Here is a 24207-nt window from a genome sequence, read left to right as displayed (position 1 = left end):
CTGACCCCGCCCTCGTCATGTGCGGAGAGAGGCCGTCAGGCGGCCAGGGCACATTGAGGGCACATGGGTTCCGCTGGGGGCACTGATGTGCCCTGGGTGCCGGGCCGGTCGTCCTCGGCTTCTGCCTCGGCTTCTGCGAAGACGTCGTCGATCGCCTTGCGGGTGCGGGTCTCGCTGGACGGCAGCAGGTGCGTGTACGTCCGCAGCGTGAAGCCCGGGTCCGAGTGGCCGAGGTATTCGGAGAGCGCCTTGATGCTCTCCCCCGCGTCCAGGAGCACGGAGGCGTACGCGTGCCGGAGGGCGTGCATGCCGTCTTCCGGAGCCGCCTGGAGGTAGCGCGCCCCGCGCTCTCGGGGAGGGATCACGCCGGCGGCGGCAAGGGCGCGCTTCCAGTCGCCCATGTTGAAGACGCTGCGGTTGTAGGCCCGCCCCTTCTTGTCGACGAAGAGGAGGCGGAAGGTTTTCGGCTCGCCGTCCGGCTTGGTCCACGGCAGGGTGACGTCGACCGGCGGGAACTCCTTCATGTGCGCCTTGAGGGCTGCGGCGAGCTGAGCCGACAGGGGCACTGACCGGATCCTGTTGCCCTTGGGCAGGGCGAAGACGGGCTTCGTACCGACCAGCCGCACCTGGCGGTTGACGTGGATCCAGCCGCCCTTGAAGTCGATGTCCTCGACGGCGAAGCCGAACACCTCGCCCTGCCGCAGACCGCAGCCGAATGCGAGCTTGCCCCCGGCCTGGAAGCGCTTCGGTAGTTCGGTGATGACCGCGCGCACGCGCTCCAACGACCAAGGGATGATCTTCTTCTTGGTCGCGGTCGGGAGCTTGACCGACTTCGCCTTGCACGGGTTCTTCGGCAGCAGCCCGTCCTCCACGGCCGCGCCGAGGATGCTGGAGAGGATGTCGAAGATGCCCTCGATCGTCGACACCTCCAGGCCGCCGTCCTGGAGTGTGCGGATCCAACTCTGGATGACCGAGGGCTGGTTGAGGGATCGCAGCTCGCGTCGGCCGAGGTGCTCGGTGATGTGGTTGCGGACCGTCGCCTCATAGCGGAGCGCGGTCGTCGGGCCGACGGAGTTCGCGTCGAGCCACTTCTGTGCGTAGGCGACGAGCGTCTGCTTCGTCTCGGCGGGGACGACGTAGGAGCCCTGCCGGATCTCGACGTCGACCTCGGCGGCGCGGTTGTCCGCCTCGGCCTTCGTGTGGAAGTTCTCCTTGCGCTGGCGGTCGTCCAGGTCGCGGTAGCGGACCTGCCAACGCTTGCCGATGCCGTGGTCGGCGGTGGGGACCATCCGCTTCGTACGGCTCTTGTGCTCGCCGCACTCGGCCTCGGTGGGCTTGGGGTGGGACTTGTGCCAGCGGTCGTACACGTCAGCCAAGAAGGGCCTCCTGGGTGGGGATGAGGGAGTGGGAGGTGGCGTGGGACACCGGGGAGTGCGTCGGCCACGGGAGCAGCAGGGCTGCGGGAGGGGCGCCGAGCGCGGTGGCGATCGTGACGAGGTCGTCTACGTCGCAGCGGCGGCGGGCGCGTTCGGTGCGGCTGAGGGCGGTGTTGGCCATCGGGCGGCCCAGTGCGGTGCAGTGGGCGGCGAGATGGTGCTGGGTCAGGCCGCGTACGAGGCGTAGGTGCTCGATGGCGCGGGCGGTGTGGAGGCCGGCGGGGCCTATTTCGACAGGTCGGTTGGGCATGACAGATAGCTGTAACTTGCATCCGGGCGGCATGGCAAGAGTTAGCTCTTAAACTCTCCAATAGTCGTTCGGGGGCGAAGTGGCGTTCGTCTCGTCGAATTCCGGTACATCGCGAGACGTTTCGGCCGAGGTGTCGTGTTAACTTCCCCCGCCGTTTTCGAGTTGGGTGATTTGAACACACATCAGCCATGATGCCCGGCGGGTCAGTCACGTCGCCCCTGCCCGCCAAGTGTTACCTCTGAGCTGCGGAGGTACCGGATTCCGGCACCTCGACCGGTTGCTTCGCCGCAAGAAAATTTCGGGCCCGGCGGGAGCGATTTCGGCAACCGGGGATCCACCCTTACTGTTTCCCTCTCCCCGGCCACGCCGAAAGAAGTAGTGAGGAGTTTCAGAACCGACTCTGGACTTTTCTCCGGGTGGTGTGGCTGTGTTGTCCAGCCCATTGTTCAAGACCGAAAAGGAGCCCTGTGCCGAAGAACCCTCCCCGTAGCACCAACGCCCCTGCCACCGCTGCGGCTGCCCAGCGTGGCCCCCTTGCCACCCCTGCGGAGGTCGCCGCCTATCTCGGGGTGCCGGTGAAGACGCTCTACCAGTGGAAGTACCGGGGCATCGGCCCCAGCGTCCACAAGGTCGGCCGTCACCTGCGCTACCGCTGGCGGGAGGTGGACGCGTGGCTGGATGCCCAGACGTCGTACGACCTCACGGCCTGACCCCGCGTCTGGCGCGGACGACGAAGCGGCCCCCGGCGCGCCAACGCCGGGGGCCGAAGACTCCCCTGCCGATCGCCCATCCCTGATCGAACGAGCTGGTGAGGGGCGGGACCTTGCCCGTCCTGCCCCTCACCGGAGAGGAACGCCTATGGAGGACTCTACGTCCCCCAGCACCACGAACACCTCCCCCACCGGCTGGCCCACTCCCGCGGTCCCCGGCGAGGGCATCCCCTGGCGCCGCCAGGATCAGCAGGACACACAGTCCCCCGCGTCGGGGACCGTCGAAAACCCGGCGGAAGCGGAAGCACGCGGGGACCGTCCCCAGCCGTCTGCCGACGCGGCGATTGGGGACCGTCCCCGCGACGTGCCCGGCACTCGGTCCCCGCACGTCCCGGTCCCCGAATCGACATCCGGTGCAAACCCGCAGGCCAGCGGCGGGAAATCGGGGACCGGTCCCCAAGAGGCTGCAGTTGCACCAGGGGACCGTAATGGGGACCGTGAGCACGGTCCCCGCCGGTCGCTGGGGACCGACACACCCGTGGCGGGAACCGCCCAGCAGGAGGGGACCGGTCCCGTCGACGCACGGGGACCGGATCAGGAGGCCGGCCCCCGACCTCCTCGGGGACCGGCAGCCCCCTCGGAACAGGGTTCCGGTGAGGGTGCCGTACTGCTGGATGAGTTGCGGGCGGCAATCGGCAAGTACGTCGTGCTGCCCAGTGACGAGGCGCTGACCGCGGTCACCCTGTGGGTGGCGGCCACGCACATCCAGAGCGTCCTGCAGCATGCGCCGCGTCTGGCGGTCGTCGGCCCGACGAAGGGCTGCGGCAAGTCCCGGGTGCTGGACGTGCTCCACGAGACCGTCCACCAGCCGATCATGACGGTGAACATGTCCACGGCGGTGCTGTTCCGCGTCATCGGCAAGAACCCGCGCACGATCCTGGTGGACGAGGCCGACACCATCTTCAGCAAGGCGGGCGAGAACGAGGAACTGCGCGGTCTGCTGAACGCCGGGCACCAGCGCAACCGGCCCGCCTGGCGCATCTCCGGTCCGGAGCACAAGCCGACCCCGTATCCGACCTTCGCCATGGCCGCGCTGGCCTCGATCGGCGACCTGCCCGACACGATCACGGACCGGGCGGTCGTGCTCCGCATGCAAAAGCGCAAGCTCGGCGAGAAGGTGACCCCGTTCCGCTCGCGCTACGCCACACCGGAACTGAACGCGCTGCGGGACAAGCTGGCCGCCTGGCTGGGACCGCTGCGCGGCACAGCCGGCCGCATGGCGCCGACCATGCCCGTGGAGGACCGGGCGGCGGACACCTGGGAACCGCTGGTCATCATCGCCGACCTGGCCGGCGGCCACTGGCCCGCCCGTGCCCGTGCGGCCTGCGTGGCGATGACCCGCTACGAGGCCGTCCAGGACGAGCAGACCAACCTGAAGACACGGCTGCTGCGCGACATCCACCGCATCTTCCAGGCACACGGCAACCCCGAGGCCCTGTCCTCCCTGGATCTGGTCACCACCCTGCTCCAGGACCCCGACGCCCCCTGGGCGGAGCACGGCACCAACGGGCTCAGCGCCTACCACCTGGGCAGAATGCTTCGGGACTTCGACATCCGCCCGGCCAACTACCGCTTCGACAAGGGCAGGCAGGCCAAGGGGTACGCCCGTAACCGGTTCCTGGACAGCTGGGCCCGGCACTGCCCCGACCTCACCGAGACGGCACCCGCCCCCGCGCACGACGCCACACCCGCGCGCCCGACCCAGGGCAAGCCACCCGCCGCCCCGGCGGGCCAGCTGCCCATCGGCCCGCCCGGCGGCGCCACCGGCCCCAAGCCCGCCCGCTGACCCGCCTCCCCCCGGGTCCGTATCACTGCGTCGCATCCGTCCCCGCGCAGGTCAACGCGGGGACGGATGTCCTCACCGGGACGGACATCTCCGTACCTGCCCGAGTGTCCGTACCTGTCCTGACCAGGCATGGGACGGATGCGACGCACGTGACACACCTCCCACCCTCACTCACCACCGGAGTACTCCGATGCGCGACCCGCACCCCGAACACCCCATGCCTCAGAAGCAGATGGCGACCACCCCTGTCACACGCGCGTCGGGTAGCCGGAGCGCATCACTGCGCCCCGGCCCCCTCAGAACCGGACGTGCGACTTTCACCGCATCCGGCTCAAGCAAGCCACTTGGGCTTCGCGGGACGTGAACTTACGGTCTGATTTCCGTCGTTTGCATGATGCTGACGATGGCAATCAGCATGCACGAGGCGGAGGTTGGCTCGTGCGTCTGTACCGCCGTCTCTCCGGTAAACGAGGTGGTGCTTGTTGAGCAGCTTCCTCGACGCCGAGAACCAGGCAATCCACTCACGCACATTGTCCGGTTCGTATTCGGCTCCTTCGATCAACGCCTCACGACAGAGTGGACACACGCCCTTCTGCCGCGCCGCCAGGAGCAGACTCGTCTTCCCCATCGGCGGCGGCGCTTTGATGCGGCGACGCGCCCGCCAATAGCCCTTCAGGGCCGGGTCGTCCGGAGACGCCGCCCCCTTCACTGGGACATGGCGGGCATAAGCAGTCCATGCGAACTTCTGGAGGTAGGCGCCACTGGCTTTGTCGCCGAATACCCAGTTGTCCCGCCTGGACTTGTTGAACCGGCCGAAATAGTGCCGCTTAATCCACAGCCCCGAACGATTCGAGTGACTATGCTTCGCCCACTTGTAGAGCAGCGTGAACATGTAGTAGTCCATCGAGCAGAAGGCCCGATAGGACGCCGCACTCCGGTAGTACGCACTCCAACCCTTGGCTACTGGGTTGAACGCGTGGACAACGGCCTTGGCCGGACCGCCACGCAGAGCGCGCGCGTCCGCTCTCAGCCGTTTCCGGAGTTTGTTGCACGCTGCCCTGCTCGGCCTGATGACCAGCTTGTCCCCGTGTCGCTTCACGGTGAATACCAGGAAGTCGAACCCCTCATCGAGGTGGACCACATGCGTCTTGGCCTCGTTGAAGCGCAGACCCCTGGGCGCAAGCCAGGCCGTCAAATCCTCCTTCGCCCGATATGCCTCCTCCTTGCTGTGGCACAACACCACGAGGTGAGTCGGCGGCGGGAATCTCACCCGCCGCCGCTCGCAGAACCGTGCGGGAGCCTCTCGGCTCACACGGCTCCCATTGCCCAGCCATCAGGTTTGAGGCCGAACCGCCAGTGGGCGAACATGTTGGGATACCGGCGGGCCGTGCCAGCCAGTAGTTCTCCCGCGCGTTTCTCCCGGCGGCGTAGTCGTTTGTACTTCTGACAAGCCCAGCCCACCAACATGCGGTTGATGCGCCGGAGAAGGGGATACAACATGGACTTGTAGAAGCGTCCGTAATAGTTGATCCATCCCTGCACGACGCTGTTGAACATCCGTGCAAGGTCCATCAGGGACTTGTCACTGCGTTGAGCGATGCGCCAGGAACGCATCTCCTTGCCCATCGCCTTGATCGCCTCCTTGCTGACCGCGGGCAGGAAGTTCACAAAGTGCTTCCCATACCGGTTCTTGGCCAGCCTCGGCCGGAACGTGTACCCGAGGAACGTAAACGACGTGTGCTCGAACGAGCCGCGTCGGTCAGCGTCCTTGCAATACACGATGCGCGTCTTGCCGGGATGCAACTCCAGGCCGACCTGCGCCAATCTCGCTGCGAGCGCGTCCCGCACGCGGCGGGCCTGGTGCTCGCTGCGGCAGTGAATCACCGCATCGTCGCAATACCGCTCGAACGTGATGTGCGGAAACTCCCGCCCCAGCCACTCATCGAACGCGTAGTGGAGATACAGATTCGCCAACACGGGCGAGATCGCCGACCCCTGGGGAGTCCCGCGATCCCTTTCCTGCACCGAACCGTCCGCCTTCGCCAGCGGCGCCACAAGCCACCGCCGGACATAAAGCAGGACCCACTTCCCGTCTGCGTCAACATGCCGCTCGACGGCCTTGAGCATCAGCTCATGGTCCACGCTGTCGAAGAACGCCCGAATGTCGAGATCGACCACCCAGTCGTTCCGCCAACAACGCCGCCGGCACGTCTCCACCGCGTCCAGCGCAGACCGCCTCGGCCGGTACCCGTAGGAGTCCGGATGGAACACAGGCTCCACCCGCCTCTCCAGATACATCGCGGCCACCGTCTGGGCGATCCGGTCAGCCACAGTGGGCACCCCAAGCACACGGACACCTTTCCCGCCCGCCTTGGGGATCTCCACGGCCTTCACCGCCGGAGGGAAATACGAGCCAGACGACATACGATTCCACAGCTTGTACAGATTTCCCTTGAGGTTCTGCTCGAACTGCTCGATCGAAACGCCGTCCACCCCGGGTGCACCCCGATTGGCTTTGACCCTCAGATACGCCTCCCACACCATCGACTTGGAAATATAGAACGACTTGACCTCGGCCTGCGGCCTTGATCCGTTCACCTGGCTCCTCCCGGACATACCGGTTGACCACCAAACAAGATCAGGACAACCCGCCCCCTTCGCTCCATCCCCATTACAGGGACTTCATCACTACTACGAGGCGGTCCGTCCCCCTGCCACGCATCGGTACTCAGCCCCTCACAGTTTTAGCTGCTTGGGGTTCTCCCTTATCGCCAACCGGCCTTCAACTTGACCGTCGGCAGCATCGCGGCGAGGGGTTCCCACGTTCCGCACTGGTGCCTGTCACCGAGCTCGCGCCACCTTCATGCCGGGCCGCCACCTGGCCAGGAATACAGGAACCCGCCAGACTTGTCCCGGGGCAACAACTGGACCCCGGTTTCGGCAACCACTCATACGCTTACGACACTTCAGCAGTGGTTCACTCGCGTTCGCCTTCTCGGCACGCACCTGACGCATCTCGTGCGCCTTTTCCGCAGTGCTCATCACCCCGGCTCATTCACCGGAGCAACCTGCGGCGATTTGAGATCTCCCCCTGTGTGGGCGATCCCGGAGGGCCTACCTCCATCACCAGTGCAGCACCACGTCAAGAGCTTCCGTCTACATCAGAACCTCCTGTTGTGTTCGTGGCGCACAGTCATCGGCATACCGCACCAACACGGGGACTCCCGGGGCGGTGTTGGTCTCCCGCCCCTTGCGGTTCTCATAGCGGAATCCCGCGGCCTCTTCCATCCCATGCAGGGCGATGTTCAGCAGCAAAGGGCTCACGACGCCGCCCTGGGGAGTGCCCTCCTCGGTCGGCGCCCAACGGCCGTTCTCCATCACGCCGGCCCGCAGCCAGCCCCGGAGCAGATTCCTGGCGGGAAACTGCCCGATCATGGCCATCAGGTGATCGTGACTGATGCGGTCGAACGCCCCTTCCAGATCCGCGTCCAGCGCCCAACGGCGCTTCGCCTTGGGGTCCCGCGTGGAGGCCCGGATGGCACAGATCGCGTCCTGGCAGCCACGTCCGGGGCGGAACCCATACGATCTCGCCTCGAACCTGGCCTCCCACTCGGGCTCCAGCGCGTTCTTCACACGGGCCTGGAGCACCCGGTCACGGATGACCGGAATACCGAGCGGGCGCTGCTTCCCATTCGCCTTGGGGATGTACACGCGCTTGACCGGCTGAACTTTCCACGGAGTGGCCAACCGGTGGCTGTGAGCTGCCAGTTTGGCCCGCGCCGCCGGTGTGAGGGCACGTTCTCCGTCGATGCCAGCGGTCTTGCGCCCCCTGCTCTGCTGCGTCACCCGCCGCACGCTCACCAGCGTGTTGCTGCGGCTTCGCAGCATGAGCTTCTGCAAGTTCCGGACCCTCTTCAGGTCCCCTTCCCGCGATGCCTTGAAAATCCGCTGCCTCAGCCGCCGTACATTCCGCTCACACGCGGCCCAGTCAACGCTGTGCCAGGTTCGTGTGGGCGAATAGCCTTCGGGTCCGTTCACCTCGGACGCGCGGGCGGTCCACGCCACTGTGCTGCTCATGCGCGCCTCCGGCATCTAACTTGTCCCTTGGTTCCGGCGCCTTTGCGTAGGGCTTCAAAGGCTCACCTGGTCCACGTGGGCGCCCTTTCGGGCCGGGCCACCAGGGCCCGTATCCGGCGAGTTATGGCGGGCGGCGGGCGGAGAGGGCCGCCACCCGGTTTCCCCTGACCTTTCGGCCGACCGGCGTTCGCTTCTTGGACCATCCTGTTCCTGCCGGGGAGTTGGGCCTTCCTTACGGTCGGCTTACCGGATTCCTCCGGACCCCGTCAGGGTTTCCGTGTTCCGCATTTCGAAGATGCGGCTGGGGTGGGCGCTCCCTATACCCCGGGGCCGTCGGTGTCCTACTTCCGATGTTGCTTGCACCGGAAGCCGCTGGTGCCTTGCAGCACCGGGCCCTTCCCTGCGAAGACCAGCCATCCCAGGGTTCGATATCACGAGGCATCAACCAGGAGTTCACGCGTGTTCGCCCGTCCAGCCTTCCCCTTGCCTGTGGCCCTCGATGGCCGAGGCCCCTTGGGCGTGAACGCTCAGCTTCACACCCCGCCGTTGCCAGCGACGCATGTGAGTGCGGGGACGAATCCAGACACTGATTCGGAGGAAATTCCTTTGTCAGAGCCTCTCCACGAAATCCACCTCACTTCGGAAAATGCGACCTCACGTCGCACAGCAAGTTGTCGGATAAGGAGTCCTTACCCGACCCCCGCCCCAGGGGAGGCGGAGGCACCCGGCGCGGGGGCGCCGGGGTCGGTCGGCCCGGGGGAGCCGACCGGGAGTGGGGGCAGTAAGCCGTCGTCGAATGTGCCGCAGCAGCCTGCGCCGCGTCGCCGTCTGCGTGACAAGCAGCTGCGCGAGCGCCGCGTCCACCCCCGTTACAACGACGACGAGTTTGCCCTCGTCCAGAAGGCCGCCGCCCTGAGCCGCATGAAGCCCGGCGGCTATGTCGCCGAGTGCGCGCTCGCCGCCGCCCGTGCCGACGACCCCACCGCCGCCGTCGCCGACTACCGCGCCATGGTCAAGGCGCTGATGGCCGCCAACCGGCAACTCGGCGGCATCGGCAACAACCTCAACCAGCTCACCTGCCACCTCAACAGGGACGGCGCCTGGCCCCGCCCCGACACCGTCCAACGGATCCTGGACCGCGTCGAGGCGTCCATCGCCGAGGTGGACACCGCGGTCGCCCAGATCACCGAGGGGCGGTGAGCCCTTGATCCCGAAGATCATCCTCGGCAAAGGGCCCCACGCCACGCGCCGCACGATCGGCTACCTCTTCGGCAAGGGCCGGGCCAACGAGCACATCGACCCGCACCTGGTGGCCTCCTGGAACCACTTCGCACCCGACCCCGGCCGCAGCCCCCACCGCGACCCCAAGGAAGTGGAAGCCCAGCTCGCCGCGCAACTCGACCAACCCGTGAAGATGCTGGGCGACAAGGCACCCAAGCACACCGTGTGGCACTGCCCCGTCCGGGCCGCACCCGAAGACCCGATCCTCACCGACGCCCAGTGGGCCGACATCGCCCGCCGGATCGTGACCGCCGCCGGCATCGCCCCGGAAGGCGATACGGAAGCCTGCCGCTGGGTGGCTGTCCGCCACGCCGACGACCACATCCACATCGCCGCCACCCTCGTACGCCAGGACGGCCGCCGCCCCCAGCGCGACTACGACCAGCGCGCCGTCCAGCGCGAAGCCCGCCAAATCGAGGTCGACTACGGGCTCAGGCGGTTGAAGCCGGGCGACGGCACCGCCGCCAAACGCCCCACCAGCAAGGAACACTTCAAGGCCAAGCGCCTGGGCCAGGACACCACCTCCCGCGAGGTCCTGCGCCTGCGGGTCCGCCGCGCCGTCGCCGCCGCAACGGACGAGGCCGAGTTCTTCACCCTGCTGGAGGCCACCGGCGTGAGCGTGCGCCTCAAGCGAGGCCCGTCCGGCGACGCACTCGGCTGCAACTTCGCCCTGCCCGGCGACACCAACGACAAGGGCGAGCCGGTCTTCTACTCCGGCTCCACCCTCGCCCCCGACCTCTCCCTCCCCCAGATCCGCCGACGCCTCGCCACCACCAGCCCCGAACCGGCGGTTGTCCGGCCGGGCAATCCGTGGCACCAGGCCACCGCCGCCACCGAACGCATCCCCCACCACCTCACCCACGGCGACGACCCCACGGCCCAAGGACAGCTGGTCGCGCTCGGCGCCGCACTGGACCTCCTGCCCGTCACCGCACCGGCGGCACTGCAGGCCGAACTCGAACAGGCCGCGGCCCTCTTCGAGCGCGCCACCCGCTCCCGCATCGCCGCCGACCTCGACAGCACACGCGTCCTGCGCCGCAGCGTCCAGGCGATCTGGAAGGACCCCACACGGCACGGGGACATCGCCGGACTGGCGATGCTGCTGGACGTCGCGCTCACCGCGGTCGCCTACGCGATGCACTGGCACCGCAGCCGCCAGCACGCCCAACAGGAGGCCGCAGCGGAACAAGCCCTCGTCCACCTGCAGGTCGCGTACGCGCAGGTCGCCGAGCCGGTCCTGGTCGGCCTCGCCAGCCGGGCGCCCAGCCCGCAGACAAAACGCCGCCTCGCCCACCACCTCCATGAGGCGGTGCCGGAACACGCCGAGCGCATCCTGGCCGACTCGGCCTGGGACGCACTCGCCACCGTGCTCGCCGAGGCCGAAGCAGCAGGACACAACGCGGCCACTGTCCTCGACCAGGCGCTTAGCCAGCGCACCCTGGACGACGCCCACAGCCCCGCCCGCGCACTCACCTGGCGCATCCGCCGCCTCGGCGAACGCCACGCCCCGGGTCCGCAAGCAGAGGCAGCCAGGGCTCGCAGCGTCACACCACGCCAGGCAGCTCCTGTCCAACCGGCGGCAGCCCCTCCAGCGCCGCAGCCGCCACCAGGACGGCGGCGCTGATTACGGCCGCGCGGACACCTTGGGAGTGAGCAGTTCCAGCGCCTCTTCCCAGCGGTAGTGGTCGGCCCCGCCGCCGGCCTTCGGTCGATGCGGCTCGTACGAGCCGATCAGGACGTCCATCTCGCGCAGTCGCTCCAGGCTCTGCCGGTATGCGGGATGGGCGGCCTGGGCCGAGTTCACGTACGGCAGGACGGCGGTGGGGATGCCCATGCCGTATGACTCGCACAGGATGCCCAGGGCCAGCGTGTCGGAGATCCCTGCCGCCCACTTGTTGACCGTGTTGAGGGTGGCCGGCGCCACCGCGATCGCGTCGGCGGGCGGCAACGGGCGAGGATCGCCGGGTGAGCGCCAGGCCGAGCGGATCGGGTAGCCGGTCTGGGCCTCGACCGCCTCCGTGTCGATGAAACCCAGGCCCTGCGGAGTGGCCACCACGCCGACGTCCCAGTTTGCCTCTTGAGCAGCCGTGATCAGCTTGCCGACGTCGCCGGCGACCCCGGCCGCGCACACCACGACGTACAGGAACGGCTTCTTGCCCGGCACCTGCGGCTCGGTCACGTGAAGCCCCCCATAAGCCGATGGTCTCGTTGGGCCGCCAGCATGGCAGCCAGGGCTTCCGGCCCGATCCGGCTCAGCGCCCAGAGGCTGCTGATGTGGCGGGCCCACCGCCAGAGTGGGTCGCCCGTGTCCACAGGGGTGTGGAAGGACAGCACCTGGATGCCGTGGCCATCGAACGCCTGCGTGTCGAGGTAGCGCCAGCCCCCCGTGCCGCAGAGGTAGTGGGTGCTGGTGGTGGCCGCGGCGAGGTCGGCGAGTCTCTCTGACCGGCCCACCCGGGTCGGAATCGCGCTGCTGCGCAGTACCTCGCCGCTCCAGCCCAACGCGGTGAGCAGGGCGACCGTCGACGCCTTGGCAACGTCGGATACACGGTCGGTGTCCTCGAACTGATCGAGAACCGCGTCCAGGACGTCGCGCACCGCGGGCCAGTAGCGGCTGCGGCCGTAGTACTGGCGTGTCAACAGGCTGACGGTGCGACGGGATCGGCTGGGTTCGGCGAGCCGTGCCTGGTCGATCGGTGTCGGGCGCCCGTGAGGAAGGCGGGCCGGGAGCGTGAGCCACTGCTGTCGAGCGGGCTCGTCCAGGGCCGCCAGACGAGCCCGGTGCTGGTAGTCGCGCCGGGCGAACTGGACGTCGTCGAGGACGATCCACCGGTCGGCGGCGTACAGCTTCGCCACCGTGGACAGCCGCGGGAACAGGTTCGGTTGGTGGATGGCGCACACCCCGCCCGGCGAACCGGCGTGGGAAGGGTCAGGTGCCGATGAGGCGGCTGTCGAATCCGTCGCGCAGAAGGCGCTCGTAAGCGTCATACACATCCCCCGGTACGTCCTGCTCGACGGCGAAGCCGAGCTTCGGGTACTCGATCACCCGTTGCAGGTCGCCGACGAGCATGTCGACGACGAGCTTCTCGTCGCCGATGGACTTGATGTAGTCGTCCAACTCCAGTGGCTCGGAGGCGCAGACAACCTCCGCCTCGGGCCACAGCTTGCGGCACGTCGCGTACGAGCGGCGCTCCATGTACGGCTTGGAGATCAGCAGCAGTGACTCCACCGCGATGCCGGCCTCGGCCAGCAGCTCGCGGGAGAACGTGATGTTCTGACCAGTGTTGGCTGCCTTCGGCTCGACCAGGATCGCTGCGTCCGGCACACCCAGGCTCAGCGCATGCTCGCGGTAGTGCACCGCCTCGCCGCGCGGGAAACGGGCCCGGGTGGTGGGGCTGTTGCCGCCGCTGAACACCACGACTGAGAAGAGACCGGCGCGGTACAGATCGGCGGCCGCGGTGGCCACCCCGAGGTCGTGGCTACCCAGGCCGATCGCCGCCGAGCAGGGCCGCTGCTCGTGGTCCATCTGGTGGTAGTTCCAGATCAGCGTCGCGTCGTGGAACTGCTCGTCGGTGATCTGGCGCTGCTCGTGCTCCGGCACTGGCACTCCCTGGCTCATCCCTGCTGGTCCTTGCGGATGCCCTCGATGCTGCGCAACTGGTGGCTCAGCCCGTACTGCCGGGCCACGTGTGCCGCCTGATCGAGGACGGACAGCCCATCATTCCGGGTCGCCGCATCCGACAGAAGGATGTGCCCGTACGCGGTGTCCAACCGCACCCGCTGCATCGGGGAGTCGACCGTGCCGGTCGTGCGCGCGATGCCGATGTAGTGCAGGGCCTGCTTCAGGTCGCCGGCACCGCGGTGGGCCAGGGCCAGCTTCTGGTGCGCGACCGACCAGTCCTCCGGTTCGCCCAGGTCCTCGAAGGAGCGGGTGGCCTCGACCATGACGCCGGTGGCGTACTCGTTGTCGCCCTCCTTGCTCAGCGCCGTACCCACCCAGAGCCGGGCCCTGGCGCGGTCGCGCGGGCTCAAGCGCTCGTCCCCGGCGAGCAGTTCGTAGTGGCGGGCAGAGGATTCCAGCTGGCCCGACATCTCCTGGACGACAGCGAGGGACAGCTCGATCTGGGCCACCCGGCGCGGGATGTCGAGCTCGGTGAACATGCCGCGAGCGGTCAGGTAGGAGTGTCGGGCTGAGAGTGGGCCGAGGATCGCGCCCTGATCGCGCTGGAGGTCGCCAAGGAGCACGAGGGAACGGCCGTACAAATAGAGGCCCTTGTCGTCCAGTTGGTGTGGTGCACGGCTGCCCAGCCAGCGGTTCAACAGGGTTGAGGCGAAAGGGAAGTCCTGGCGGCTGATGCAGACAACAGCGCGCTCGATGTCCTCGGTCCAGGTCTCGTAGTCCGTCGGCCGCGCGCTCTGCCGTTCAGGGAACAACACTGTCTCGAACCGGGATTGGGAGGCGGAATCCGCCCGTGCGAGCGCAGTGTCGAGGATGGCCTGGGTGTCCGGGCGTGGCTGCGTCTCCGCGCCGAGGCTCTCCCACTTCGCAACCGTGCGCAGCGCGACACCGAGGTGCTCGGCGAAAGCGCGCATGCTCATACGCAACGCGGCGCGCAGGGCGCTCGCCTCCCGACCTGTCCACTGTTGCACGCTGACCACGGATGACCTCCCTACGTCACGTATGGAAGCACTGTCAGTGACGACGTGGGGCGGGAAGTGCAACGGAAGTACAACAGCAGGTCATTTCGAGGCCGTTCACGACGGCCGACGCTGTGGGCATGGACGACGACCTCATCACCGAACGCCGCCCCATCGCCTTCCCTCAGGTCTTCGGCTACCTGCGTCACGTCACCGGCGGCCTACCCCGCCATACGGCTCTCGTCGACTGCCTCACCGAATACTGCGACCGGCACGAACTAGCCTTGTGCGGCGTCTTCACCGACCGCGACGCCACAGTGATCGTCCGCTCCCCCGCCTTCGTCGGTCTGCTCGACGCGCTCGAACTCCCCGATGCCTACGGGGCCGTAGTTCCAGCTCTCAGCCACCTCGGCCCGAAGGGCCTCGGCACCGAGCGCGAGCGGCAGATAACAGCAACAGGCGCTCGTCTGATTGTGGTCCGCCCTCTCACACCGACCACGCGATCCGCCTCTTCGCTCAGCGCAAGCCAAAGCCTTCGGCCGCAGGGAGGTGTGTGATGTCCGTGCGTGACGCGTTGCGAAGTGCGCCCATGGTGAACGACGTGCCGGGACTGCGGCTACTGAAGGTCGGCGACGGCTGGGACGTCGTGCGCACCTCGGCCGAGATCGGCCTCTTGGCTCTGGCCTACCTGCGCGGCACCGGTGCCTCCGTCGGCCCCGTGCTCTACGACAGGCCCAACGGGCGTCTCTACTACGCCGTCCCGACCGGCTCCGAAGCCAGCTGGGACGATCTGCCGGTACGGCACCTCTCCGCCGACTCCTGGCTCGTCGCCCCCGGCCTGGAACTGCTCGACGGCTGGTTCGGCGGATGGTGCGAGCTACCCGACGACGACACCCTCACCGACACGCATGCCCTCCGCGCTGCTCTCCAGCACCCTTACGTCGCCACAACTCTGGAGTCGGTTCGATGACCAGCCGCGCGATCATGTGCCGCAAGCGGTGGACCCTCCAGCCCGACCGGGAATCCGACGCCGAGCCCACCACGTACGCGATGCAGTGCTCGGTCTGTGGCGAACCTCACTGTCCGGCACCGACTTCGCCGAACCGCAGAGCTGGGTGTTCACGCATGGTGGCCGCAACCCCTCACACCATACGTACCGGGAGATCATCACCCGCCCGTGGAGGGCCTGGTGGAAGCCGTGAACCGCCGTGTCGCCGCCCAGGTATCCAGAGCCGCCCGCTACGCCGGACCACTGCTGATCGTGCTCGGGTCCGCCTCGTGCGGCTTCGTGATCGGCGTGGCCGCCTCGACCGCACGGCTCACGCCCTGACCCGCGCTTGGTGAAGGGACCCACCGGCCGAGCGGGCGGCCAACCTGATCGCCGCCCACCACCAGGCCCGACCAACCCCTCGCACCCACCTCGTGGAGGTCCAATGATCGAGACGAAGACCAACGGCAAGGGGCTGCGGCCCAAAGTAATTCCGCAGCTCGTGGCCAGCCCGTTTCTCGCCCAGTACCTCCTCGTCAGGCCCGGCCGGGCGGCCGGCGTGCGCATCCCGGAGGTCCGCTACGAGGAGCTGCGGGCCGCGGGCGCTGAAGGCCGATCCGTCCCGGACTGGCTGGCCGACGCGGCGAGGGAAGCGTGGGGGACCGAGCTGTCCTCGTCGCCGGTCGGCGACATCGTCCTCGTCCGCGAGCGGTCGCTGTACGGGTACGGCAAAGCGTCGTGGGAGATCAACCTCGGCTGCGACTACGACTGCGAGTTCTGCTACCTCGGGGAGAAGCGGTTCGAGGGCCTGGACTGGGCCGGTAAGCAGACGCTGCTCCAGACACTGAGGGACGCCGGTGTCCTGTGGTTGCAGATCACAGGCGGTGAGGCGCTGATCGACCGCGAGTTCGGCGCGGCGTACGAGTACGCCCACCAGCTCGGGATGATGGTCCAGGTCTCGTCGAACGGCTCCTCGCTGCGGAAGCAGCCGATCCGGGACCTGTTCGCCCGCCACCGGCCGTACCGACTGACCCTGAGCGTCTACGGAGCCACCGCCGAAACGTACGACAAGGTGACGCGGAATCGCGGGGCGTTCGGCCGGTTTCTGAAGGGCCTGGATGCCGCCCGCGAGGACAAGCTGCCGGTCCGCCTGAACGTGATCGTGTCGGACGGCAACGCGCACGAGACAGACGCGATGGTGCGCCTCTCGAAGTCGTACGGCTTCCCTCACCAGGTCTTCACGAACATGTCGCCCACGATCGACGGCGAGGCGAACCCCCTGGCGACGCAGGCACTGGGCCATCTCAAGGCCCGCAGCATCTTCACCGGCTGCAACGCCGGCCACACGTTCTTCCACGTCAACCCGCATGGCATCGCGTCGATCTGCAAGGTCGGCCGTGACCCGAGCGTGAACCTCATCACCGAGGGCGTCGAAGCCCTCCCCCGACTCGGCGCGGTCGCCGAGTCCCTACAGCTCCGCACCGGTGGATGCTCTGGCTGCACGAAGGTCGGCACGTGCCGCACATGCCGACCGCTGGCCAGGCTCTACCAGGAGGCGGGGGACCGACGAGAGCTCTACTGCCAGCATGGAGGTTACGGATCATGACTCCGCCCACCGCAATCCTGACCCCGCCCAGCGAACCGGTCACGCTCACCATCGGCCGACGCCCGGCGGACGGCCCGACCGGTGTTCTGCCGGTACCGCTGACCACCGCGTCGATCAAGGACGACGAGTTCCAGATCCTCGCCGACCTGGACGAGGCCGCCGAGGGCGCCGAGTGCAGCTGCTCGGCCGGTGACGACCAGCCCTACTAGATCCACCACGGGCGGCGCCCGTGCCGCCCGCTCGTTCCACCCCTTCAGTGCCGTCCCGGCCGTACCCTGGCCGGGGCGGCACTCCCTTGTACCCGAGCACCCCTGAGGAACCGCGCGTGTCCATGTCCCGCATCCCCTTCGAGCAGCTCCCCGCCGGCATCCGCCGGGCCATCGCCGACAAAACCGGCGCCGTCCATCAGGCGGCCACCGCGCCGGGCGGCATGAACTCCGGCATCGCCTCCGTCCTGGAGACCGAAAGCGGCCGGGTCTTCGTGAAGGGCATCCCGACCGACCACCCCCAGGTCGGTGCACAGCGCCGCGAGGCGGCGATCGCCCCGCATCTTCCGGCGTCCTGCCCACGCCTGTACTGGCACCTGGAGCTCGATGGCTGGAGCCTTCTCGGCTACGAGGTGGTCGACGGCCGTCACGCCGACTACGCGCCCGGCTCACCCGACCTGCCGCTCATGGAAGCCGCGCTCACCGAACTACAAGCAGTCACGGCCCCGGCCGACATCGAGATCAAGGACGCTGTCGACCGGTGGGCGGACTACGCCCCGCCGGGGACGTTGCAGTACTTCAGCGGTGACACCCTCCTGCACACCGACTTCGCCACGGATAACGTACTGATCGTCGGCACACGGGCCCGGCTCGTCGACTGGGCGTGGCCGACGCGAGGTGCAGCATGGATCGACCCGGGCGCCCTGGCACTGCGGCTCATGGACTCCGGCCACCCGGTGGAGGAGGTGGTCGCCTTCGCGGGCCGCTTCCCGTCATGGCGGGACGCCGAACCGGAAGCCCTCGCGGCGTTCGGCGTGGCCACCGCGGCACTGTGGCGAGAGATCGCCGAGGAAGACGGGATCCCGTGGAAGCGGGGGATGGCAGAGCGGGCGGCGACACTCGCGTATGTCCTTGCCAAGGGGTAGGTGCTCCGGGTCCTCGGTATGAAGCCCAGCGGCGTTAGCCGCGATCTTGCATGAGGTCCGTCAGCTTGCTCCCGCGCCCTTACAGTCAGCTTGGGTTGCTCAGAGGACGTCGGGGGAAAGCGTCACCAACCGGCCAGTGCTTGGGCAGACCGAGGGCGGTGTGGGTGGGGCAAGCTGCTGTCCGGTGTTCGACTTGGGCCTCGACCAGCCCTGCGGTTGCCCAGGCAGGAAGGACGGGGGCTGGAAGCGAGCTGGGGTCGGGACTTTGCCAGAGAACGGGGGTGTTCTTCGTCCAGGTCCAGGGTGCTGGGTTGTCGACGATGAGCACGCCGCTGACCCGGCTGTGCGCGTGGTCGTAGGTGGCAGTCCAGTAGCCGTCAGGCATTCGGCCGAAGGCCGGTGTGCTGCCGTGGGCGTATTCGACCGAGGTCCCGTACAGCGCGGTCTCGGTGTCCTCGTCTTCGGGGAAAAAGGCCGCGTGGCCAACCGCCACGATGAACGGCAGTGCTAGGTCGCCGTACTTCCCGCCCTTCTTCTTGACCGCTTCGAACACCCGATCCGACTCGTCGTCAAGCCAGCTTGTTGCGGGGTGGATGCCGATTGCCCTGCTCGTTGGATCACCTCGCTTGCCGGGGCTGCGGGGGATCGCGTCGAACGTGAGGCACCAGCCAGCCTCCTGCCAAGTGTGCCTGGGCAGTGGCACCTTACGCACGTATTCAGCGATGACTTGGTCGGGGTCCAGGCTCGCGAGCCACCGCGTCAGCCCAGTCTTCAGCCGCTTCTGCGGAGGTGTTGCCGAGCCGGCCCTGTCAAGCTTGTACGACAAGAAGAAGTTAGGGCTCGGCACACCATCAATGGCATCGGCCAGCTGAGGTGGGAGCGCATTAGACATGGTGTCGCCCAAGTGCTGGGCCGTCCAGATTGCCTCGACGACGAATTGCTTGCCGTCTCGGGCGACGAGGAAGTCTGGGCTCTTGCCACGAGTGCCTATTTTGTGCTCGATCTCGACGGTGCAACCGGAGCCGATCAGCATCTCGTGCAGGTACAGCTCCCACAACGCTGAGAAGATGTTCGTGTCGGAATTCCGGTCCCGCAGCCGACTGAGCATGGCGGGTTGAGCCTGGTCCGGGAGATGCGACCACCACTCGTTGATCACGTCCCGAACCTGGTCCCAGAACGGACCGGCGATCCTATCGAAGAACTCGGCGTGCGGCTCTGCCGCTCGCTTCGGCGCCGCATCAGTCCGATACCGGCTCGTGTATACGACCATAGCCAACGATCGTAAATCGCCTCGCCGACAACTCTCATGCATTTCCACTGCTTCGACGTCCGTCGCAGCCGTCGGCCTCAGTTAGCTGACCTACGGGTCTGCGAGGAGAACGAGTCGATCAGCCTTGACGTCGAAGCCGAGCACGGGATGGCCGTAGTCACCCTCCGGGGCCATCAGCACCGGCTTGCCCAAGCGCCGCCCGATCTCCCGAAGGAAGCCGCAGAACACATGAAGTCGCTCCTGGCCCTGCAACTCCCGCAGGTCGACGTCGAAGTCGACTTCATCGTCGGCATGGAAACGGAAGATCGCCAACACATCGGACGCCGGCCAGACCCGCAGGTTCGGGCACTCCGCATCCGCCGGGCGCGACAACACGTCCTCCGCCCGGGGCACCGGGAGCACCGTTTCTCCCTCGGAGTACTGGCACTTCCAGCCCTTCTCCGCGACAAGATCGAGGACGGCCTGCCAGTCCTCCCTCGAGGTATTCGGGACACACACGTCCGGCAGCGTCCCCATCAAGTCCGGGTCGAAGAAGCAGCTCACGTCACCCCACAACAGATCAGCCACCCCGCCATGTTGCCCGCTCCCGGACCCAACGCACTCCCGTTTCCCTTGACGCAGGGCATAGGGGTACCCCCGCAACGGCGCGCCATGAGCACGCGCCCTCACGAACGACGATGTGAGGGGCCACGAAGTTTCCGGACAGGGACCCAATAGGGTTGTCCTGAACAGGAAATGAGGAAGCAGTGGCGCCACCCAGCAAGTACTCACCGGAGTTCCGCGAGGAAGCCGTCCAGATCGCGTTGAGGTCGAGCAAGACGATCTCCGAAGTCGCCCGGGAGCTTGAGCTGAACCCGGAGACGCTACGCGGCTGGGTCAAGAAGCACCAGAAGCAGCAGGAACCGGCCCCCGACTCGGAACTGACAGTGAACGAGCGGGCGCGCCTGAAGGAACTCGAACGACGCAACCGCGAGCTGGAGATGGAAGTTACCTTCCTGAAAAAAGCCGCAGCGTACTTCGCGAAGGATCCCCGGTAGCAAGCAAGTACGAGTTCATCGACGAGATGCGGCTCGACACCGAGGAGTACGCATACAGCGTCGAGTTCATGTGCGGCCGACTCGGCGTATCCAGATCCGGCTACTACGACTGGCGAGCCCGCCCGGAAACCGCGACCGGCCAACGGCGCGACGAACTGAAGCTGCTCATCGAGAAAGCCTTCGATATGTCCGACAGCACCTACGGACATCGGCGCATCCAGGCCCAGCTGCACCGCTGGGGCGTCACCGCCGGCCTGGAACTGGTCCGCCGGCTCATGCGCGAGCTGGGCCTTGAGCCCTGCCAGCCGCGGCCGAAGAGGTTCAGCCTCACCCGGGCCGCGGCCGGTCAGGTGCCGGACCTCGTCGGCCGCAACTTCACCGCTGACGCGCCCGGCGAAAAGCTCGTCGGCGACATTACCTACATCGCGACTGGGGAAGGCTGGCTGTACCTCGCAACGGTCATCGACTGCTGCACGAAGGAAGTCATCGGTTACGCGATGGACGACCACTACCAAACCCCACTGATATCCAGGGCGATCCGCAACGCGGCACGGAACAGGAACCTCTCGGCCGGCGCAATATTTCACTCCGACCGCGGAAGTAACTACATGTCAGCCGAGTTCGGGAAGACGCTCGACCGGTTCGGGCTCCGCAGATCTTCCGGCCGCACCGGGATCTGTTTCGACAACGCCATGGCCGAATCATTCTTCGGCGCACTGAAGAACGAGCGTGTATCAAGGGTGACTTACCTGACCCGCGAGGCCGCCCGGCAGGACATCACTCGCTACATCGAATTCTGGTACAATCGCAAGCGCCTCCACTCGTCGGTGGGTTACCGCCCTCCACGCGAAGTCCACGCCGAGTACGAGAAGTTGCGAATCGCCGCGTGAAATAGACGGTCAGATACCTGTCCGGAAAACGCGAGGCCCCTCAATGGCTGCGGCGATGCCCGGCCGCTCGTCCACGTTCTGCTGTGTCATGTCTGCTCCTCCAGAGCGGTCGGCCGTAGCACCTCTCCTTCATGTTCAACTCGTCGCCTCGGGGGCTGTCAGACGGAAGTAGGCTGGAAGCGCCTCTTGTCGCTATTCGGAAAAGATGCGTGACACCGTGCATCCACCACGGCCTTGCTGCTGAAATGAAGGCGACTTGAGCAATAGGGACATCCACGCGCCAGGCCCCGCCCTTCCTGCTTCGGCCTCGGGCAAACCCTGCCGCCGTCCGGCTGCGCCGTCCCGGGTAGCGCAGCACCGCCCGGAAGGTGGTTCCGGTGGGTGGATGGACATGAGCATGGGGCGGTCACCGGCCGGTAGGCCGCGGAAAGGATTGCGGCATGGGGTGGAGGCTCGTGGAGACAGTGCCCAATCCTTGGGGGCAGGTGCCGGTATCGGACGGCGGCAGAAGCGTGGTGGCGCCAGTCGCCAGCTACATGGCCCGGGTCAGGGAAGAAGCCAGCCGCCGGGACTGCGTCTCCCGTCGCCACCACTACGTGCCGCAGTCTTACCTACGGGCGTGGAGCCCGGACGGTCGGCGAGTGCGGGTACTGGACACCCGAAACGGCACCGAACGGCTCCAGGGCCTGCGCGATACCTGTGTGAGGGAGAACTTCTACCGGCTCGCCGAGGGCGGTGAGGCACACAATCAGGCCGAGGCGATGCTGGCCGTCATTGATGACGAAACCGCGCGACTCCTGCGCACACTGCACTCCTGGGCACCGGGAGATGACTTCAATTTCGACGACTTCATGTCACTCGCGGTCATACTCGCGTTCCAACGCAACCGGACACCTCAGGTCAGACGCCACCTAGCGGCCATCAACACCTGGCAACGGGATCGGGCCGCTCAGGCCATCCGGCCCCTGACAGCCGACAGCCACGTCACGGCGATGTTTGACAGCGCCTTCCACGCTGCCGACGAACACTCGACCCGGCAACTGGAACTGTGGGACGACCCTAGAGGCCGCTTCGTCACAAGCGACCAGCCAGTCCAGCTGTCGCCCGAGGCCGGGCAGGACTACGCCTCCACAACTACCGGCTCCAGCCTATGGTGGCCAATCAGCCCAAGCCGCCTTGTCGTCCTCAGTTCGAACCTTCAAGGCGTCAAAGTCGTTCACAGGATCGTAAATCGCCAGACGGTCGACCGGGTGCGCCGGGCCGTCGTGAGAGGTGCCGAGTCGGTGATCATTGCCAAGCCCACCGACTTCGACTTGCCCGTGGGAAAGCGGCTGGGCAGGCGGCCCCAGCTGCAGGTCGACTGTTCGCCCGTGGCGCCGACCGCACGCAAGTGCAGGATCCACTTCACCTGGGGGCACGGGATCTCGACAGTGGACCGTGCGTGCGATCCGTTGTGCGCCATGGCAAGCACAAGTAGCGGTACCGGCTCGCTCAGGTAACCGGGTCTTGGCTCCCAAGACCGAAAGAGCCAGAACCAGCTGCAGACCGCCCGGGAAATTTGAGCAAATTCTACAGTCGGCGTTCTACACGGAACCTTCCGGATCGGCCCACTCGTCGATGACCGCCGCGGTGTTCGCCAGCGCCTGTTCGACGATCTCGGCGAGATCGTCGAAGTCATTGCAGGGTGGAAAGTAGACTGCGGCTAGATTAAACACGGGGGCATTGAAGTCGACCTTTGACAGGTCGATGCGCCGATTGAGGTCGTAATGTATCAGGGTGTTGCGGAATGGCTTTGCACTCCGATTCATGATCACCCGTGCAGCAGGTGCATCGAGAATTTCCTGAAGAGCCCGGGTCGACCGAGGCGTGAGCGGGTACCCCTGATCGGTGCGCAGGACTTTCAAGCTGCCGAGCACTTGGTATATCGTCAGGAACCTGATCTTGAACTCCGTATAGTCGAACCCCCCATCGGCGTCGACCGACGGGATAGCCGTACTAACGAAATTCACCATGCAGCGAAACACTGTCAGAAGGGCATTGAGATCCATGCTTCCGGGACCATCGAAACCTCGGCCGTAGTAGTCGACAGAGTGAATATCATTGCCAATCTCGCCCATTTTCTGCGGGTCGATTTTACTGAAGAATGTCGCACCACCCCCGGCTGGTATCTGGGCACCCAGATACCTAAAGTACCGACCGTACTGTTCAGTAATCGCCATGATCTCCTGGCCAGTCATCGCTAGCGTGGCGCGTGGCGAAATTCCGAGGTGGAAGTTTGCGACGTGAGTTGTCGAGATAAGTCGCGAAGCGTATGAAAACAGACCAAGGTCGGTTTCGAGGAATCGGAAGGTCCGTGGCGCGTTACCGGTGAAGTGGTCCGCGTGTGCCGCGCGGATTTCATCGCGGAAGTAGTCGAGCTGCCCGCCAATTCGACGGTTCGTATCCTCGAATAGCTTCAGACTATGGCGGGCACGAGCCACGATCGCCTTGAAGTCGGTTGACACGTGCGCCGCCAGCGCCGGATCGCTCGTGGCTAGCTTCGCATATGACTCATGAACGAATAGTGCAATGTATGGCATTACACAGAGGGAGATTACACCGGCACATTCGGCGCGCTTCGGGTCTCCGAAGTCAGCAGCAAGCCGACCTACCCAGGCCGTGTCGTTCGCTATGCCCTGCTGAATGGCACTCGCCCGAATATCCATGGATCCGAGTGTAATCCTAGGGGATGATCGCGGCTACCAAAATTATCCTCGCTTGCCAGTGGATTGGATCGTTGATCGATCCAATAGTTTGCCTGCAATGGCCTCTGGCGATTGAGGGCAGACAGTCGCGTGACACCGCGGGGTGCGCTGAACCGCGACAGACCCCGGTTTGCAGTCACCGTGCCGTGCAGTGGACGACCCGATCACGGTGAGGTCCATCCCGCAGTCCATCCCACCCATGAGCGCGGACCAGGACCCGCCTGCCAGCCCCTGGACAGCCGGGGGCCGGCGAATGCTGCGCTGCCTTCAGAGCCACCATGTAGCCCCCGGGCAGCACAGGG

Annotated in this window: 23 protein-coding genes and 1 pseudogene; 12 read left to right on the top strand and 12 right to left on the bottom strand. The window is 66.6% G+C overall.

The genetic code is table 11. The features are described from left to right. Window positions 1-35: 35 nt before the first annotated feature. Both OG390_RS29920 and OG390_RS29915 read right to left on the bottom strand, forming a co-directional pair. Entirely contained in the window at window positions 36-1367 is a 1332-nt protein-coding gene (locus OG390_RS29920) for a tyrosine-type recombinase/integrase (protein WP_406177919.1), read from the bottom strand. A 1-nt stretch (window position 1368) separates the two neighbouring features. Then, window positions 1369-1686 (bottom strand): helix-turn-helix domain-containing protein, encoded by a 318-nt coding sequence (locus OG390_RS29915; RefSeq protein WP_403338953.1) that lies wholly within the window; start codon window positions 1684-1686, stop codon window positions 1369-1371. Window positions 1687-2153: 467 nt separating this feature from the next. Here OG390_RS29915 and OG390_RS29910 point away from each other — a divergent pair, with 467 nt between their 5' ends. Together OG390_RS29910 and OG390_RS29905 are read left to right on the top strand one after the other, a co-directional pair. Then, window positions 2154-2396: an AlpA family transcriptional regulator gene (locus OG390_RS29910; RefSeq protein ID WP_189425142.1), complete on the top strand. Its 243-nt coding sequence runs from the start codon at window positions 2154-2156 to the stop codon at window positions 2394-2396. A 679-nt stretch (window positions 2397-3075) separates the two neighbouring features. Beyond that, window positions 3076-4242 carry a DUF3631 domain-containing protein gene (locus OG390_RS29905; protein ID WP_406172562.1) on the top strand — a complete coding sequence of 389 codons (1167 nt, stop codon included), beginning with the start codon at window positions 3076-3078 and terminating at the stop codon, window positions 4240-4242. Between the two features lie 331 nt (window positions 4243-4573). Here OG390_RS29905 and OG390_RS29900 read toward each other — a convergent pair whose 3' ends face one another. The 3 genes and pseudogenes from OG390_RS29900 to OG390_RS29890 all read right to left on the bottom strand — a co-directional run. Continuing rightward, on the bottom strand, window positions 4574-5437 hold the full coding sequence (locus tag OG390_RS29900) for a group II intron maturase-specific domain-containing protein (protein WP_406172561.1): 864 nt from the start codon (window positions 5435-5437) through the stop codon (window positions 4574-4576). Window positions 5438-5550: 113 nt separating this feature from the next. Further along, window positions 5551-6840 carry a group II intron reverse transcriptase/maturase gene (gene ltrA, locus OG390_RS29895; RefSeq protein ID WP_406170409.1) on the bottom strand — a complete coding sequence of 430 codons (1290 nt, stop codon included), beginning with the start codon at window positions 6838-6840 and terminating at the stop codon, window positions 5551-5553. 594 nt (window positions 6841-7434) lie between these two features. After that, window positions 7435-8319, bottom strand: a pseudogene (locus OG390_RS29890) (reverse transcriptase N-terminal domain-containing protein); the annotation flags it as partial. A 798-nt stretch (window positions 8320-9117) separates the two neighbouring features. On the opposite strand from OG390_RS29890, the gene OG390_RS29885 reads away from it, so the two are divergent. Both OG390_RS29885 and OG390_RS29880 read left to right on the top strand, forming a co-directional pair. Further along, window positions 9118-9519 carry a MobC family plasmid mobilization relaxosome protein gene (locus tag OG390_RS29885; RefSeq protein ID WP_406172560.1) on the top strand — a complete coding sequence of 134 codons (402 nt, stop codon included), beginning with the start codon at window positions 9118-9120 and terminating at the stop codon, window positions 9517-9519. Between the two features lie 4 nt (window positions 9520-9523). Further along, entirely contained in the window at window positions 9524-11224 is a 1701-nt protein-coding gene (locus OG390_RS29880) for a mobilization protein (RefSeq protein WP_406172559.1), read from the top strand. On the opposite strand, the gene OG390_RS29875 is transcribed toward OG390_RS29880, so the two are convergent. From OG390_RS29875 to OG390_RS29860, 4 genes are read right to left on the bottom strand one after another with little or no spacing between them, the layout of a single operon-like run. After that, window positions 11225-11779: a flavoprotein gene (locus OG390_RS29875; protein WP_406172558.1), complete on the bottom strand. Its 555-nt coding sequence runs from the start codon at window positions 11777-11779 to the stop codon at window positions 11225-11227. Then, a complete protein-coding gene (locus tag OG390_RS29870; protein ID WP_406172557.1) occupies window positions 11776-12501 on the bottom strand; it encodes a WbqC family protein in 726 nt (241 codons plus the stop codon). The genes OG390_RS29875 and OG390_RS29870 overlap by 4 nt, the downstream gene beginning before the upstream one ends. A 28-nt stretch (window positions 12502-12529) precedes the next feature. Next, on the bottom strand, window positions 12530-13219 hold the full coding sequence (locus tag OG390_RS29865) for a YdcF family protein (protein WP_406172556.1): 690 nt from the start codon (window positions 13217-13219) through the stop codon (window positions 12530-12532). Then, entirely contained in the window at window positions 13216-14259 is a 1044-nt protein-coding gene (locus OG390_RS29860) for a helix-turn-helix domain-containing protein (RefSeq protein ID WP_406172555.1), read from the bottom strand. Before OG390_RS29860 ends, OG390_RS29865 begins: the two co-directional genes overlap by 4 nt. A 119-nt stretch (window positions 14260-14378) precedes the next feature. Here OG390_RS29860 and OG390_RS29855 point away from each other — a divergent pair, with 119 nt between their 5' ends. The 6 genes from OG390_RS29855 (at window position 14379) to OG390_RS29830 (ending at window position 17964) form a co-directional block, all read left to right on the top strand. Then, window positions 14379-14795 (top strand): recombinase family protein, encoded by a 417-nt coding sequence (locus OG390_RS29855; RefSeq protein ID WP_406172554.1) that lies wholly within the window; start codon window positions 14379-14381, stop codon window positions 14793-14795. Continuing rightward, a complete protein-coding gene (locus OG390_RS29850) occupies window positions 14795-15208 on the top strand; it encodes a hypothetical protein (protein WP_406172553.1) in 414 nt (137 codons plus the stop codon). The genes OG390_RS29855 and OG390_RS29850 overlap by 1 nt, the downstream gene beginning before the upstream one ends. A 219-nt stretch (window positions 15209-15427) precedes the next feature. After that, complete coding sequence (locus OG390_RS29845) at window positions 15428-15568, top strand: hypothetical protein (RefSeq protein ID WP_406172552.1); 141 nt, start codon at window positions 15428-15430, stop codon at window positions 15566-15568. A gap of 103 nt (window positions 15569-15671) precedes the next feature. After that, entirely contained in the window at window positions 15672-16832 is a 1161-nt protein-coding gene (locus tag OG390_RS29840) for a radical SAM protein (RefSeq protein WP_406172551.1), read from the top strand. Next, on the top strand, window positions 16829-17041 hold the full coding sequence (locus tag OG390_RS29835; RefSeq protein WP_406172550.1) for a hypothetical protein: 213 nt from the start codon (window positions 16829-16831) through the stop codon (window positions 17039-17041). Before OG390_RS29840 ends, OG390_RS29835 begins: the two co-directional genes overlap by 4 nt. 122 nt (window positions 17042-17163) lie before the next feature. After that, window positions 17164-17964 (top strand): aminoglycoside phosphotransferase, encoded by an 801-nt coding sequence (locus tag OG390_RS29830; RefSeq protein ID WP_264934611.1) that lies wholly within the window; start codon window positions 17164-17166, stop codon window positions 17962-17964. 85 nt (window positions 17965-18049) lie between these two features. Here OG390_RS29830 and OG390_RS29825 read toward each other — a convergent pair whose 3' ends face one another. Further along, the gene (locus OG390_RS29825) at window positions 18050-19234 is read right to left on the bottom strand and encodes a hypothetical protein (RefSeq protein ID WP_406172549.1); all 1185 of its coding nucleotides are present in this window, start codon (window positions 19232-19234) and stop codon (window positions 18050-18052) included. Between the two features lie 90 nt (window positions 19235-19324). Beyond that, the gene (locus tag OG390_RS29820) at window positions 19325-19801 is read right to left on the bottom strand and encodes a hypothetical protein (RefSeq protein WP_406172548.1); all 477 of its coding nucleotides are present in this window, start codon (window positions 19799-19801) and stop codon (window positions 19325-19327) included. A 179-nt stretch (window positions 19802-19980) separates the two neighbouring features. On the opposite strand from OG390_RS29820, the gene OG390_RS29815 reads away from it, so the two are divergent. Together OG390_RS29815 and OG390_RS29810 are read left to right on the top strand one after the other, a co-directional pair. Continuing rightward, window positions 19981-21161, top strand: a protein-coding gene (locus OG390_RS29815; protein ID WP_406164501.1) for an IS3 family transposase whose coding sequence is annotated in 2 segments (ribosomal slippage) — window positions 19981-20245 and window positions 20245-21161 — 1182 coding nt in all. Because the reading frame shifts where the segments join, the coding sequence is not laid out codon by codon here. A 440-nt stretch (window positions 21162-21601) separates the two neighbouring features. Further along, window positions 21602-22660: a DUF4238 domain-containing protein gene (locus OG390_RS29810; RefSeq protein ID WP_406172547.1), complete on the top strand. Its 1059-nt coding sequence runs from the start codon at window positions 21602-21604 to the stop codon at window positions 22658-22660. Window positions 22661-22744: 84 nt separating this feature from the next. On the opposite strand, the gene OG390_RS29805 is transcribed toward OG390_RS29810, so the two are convergent. Further along, complete coding sequence (locus tag OG390_RS29805; RefSeq protein ID WP_406172546.1) at window positions 22745-23866, bottom strand: hypothetical protein; 1122 nt, start codon at window positions 23864-23866, stop codon at window positions 22745-22747. Window positions 23867-24207: the final 341 nt, after the last annotated feature.

Source organism: Streptomyces sp. NBC_00996 (assembly GCF_045162675.1).
GTDB lineage: Bacteria > Actinomycetota > Actinomycetes > Streptomycetales > Streptomycetaceae > Streptomyces.
The sequence above is the reverse complement of the archived record's forward strand: the minus strand, read 5'-3'. Positions and strand labels throughout refer to the sequence as shown.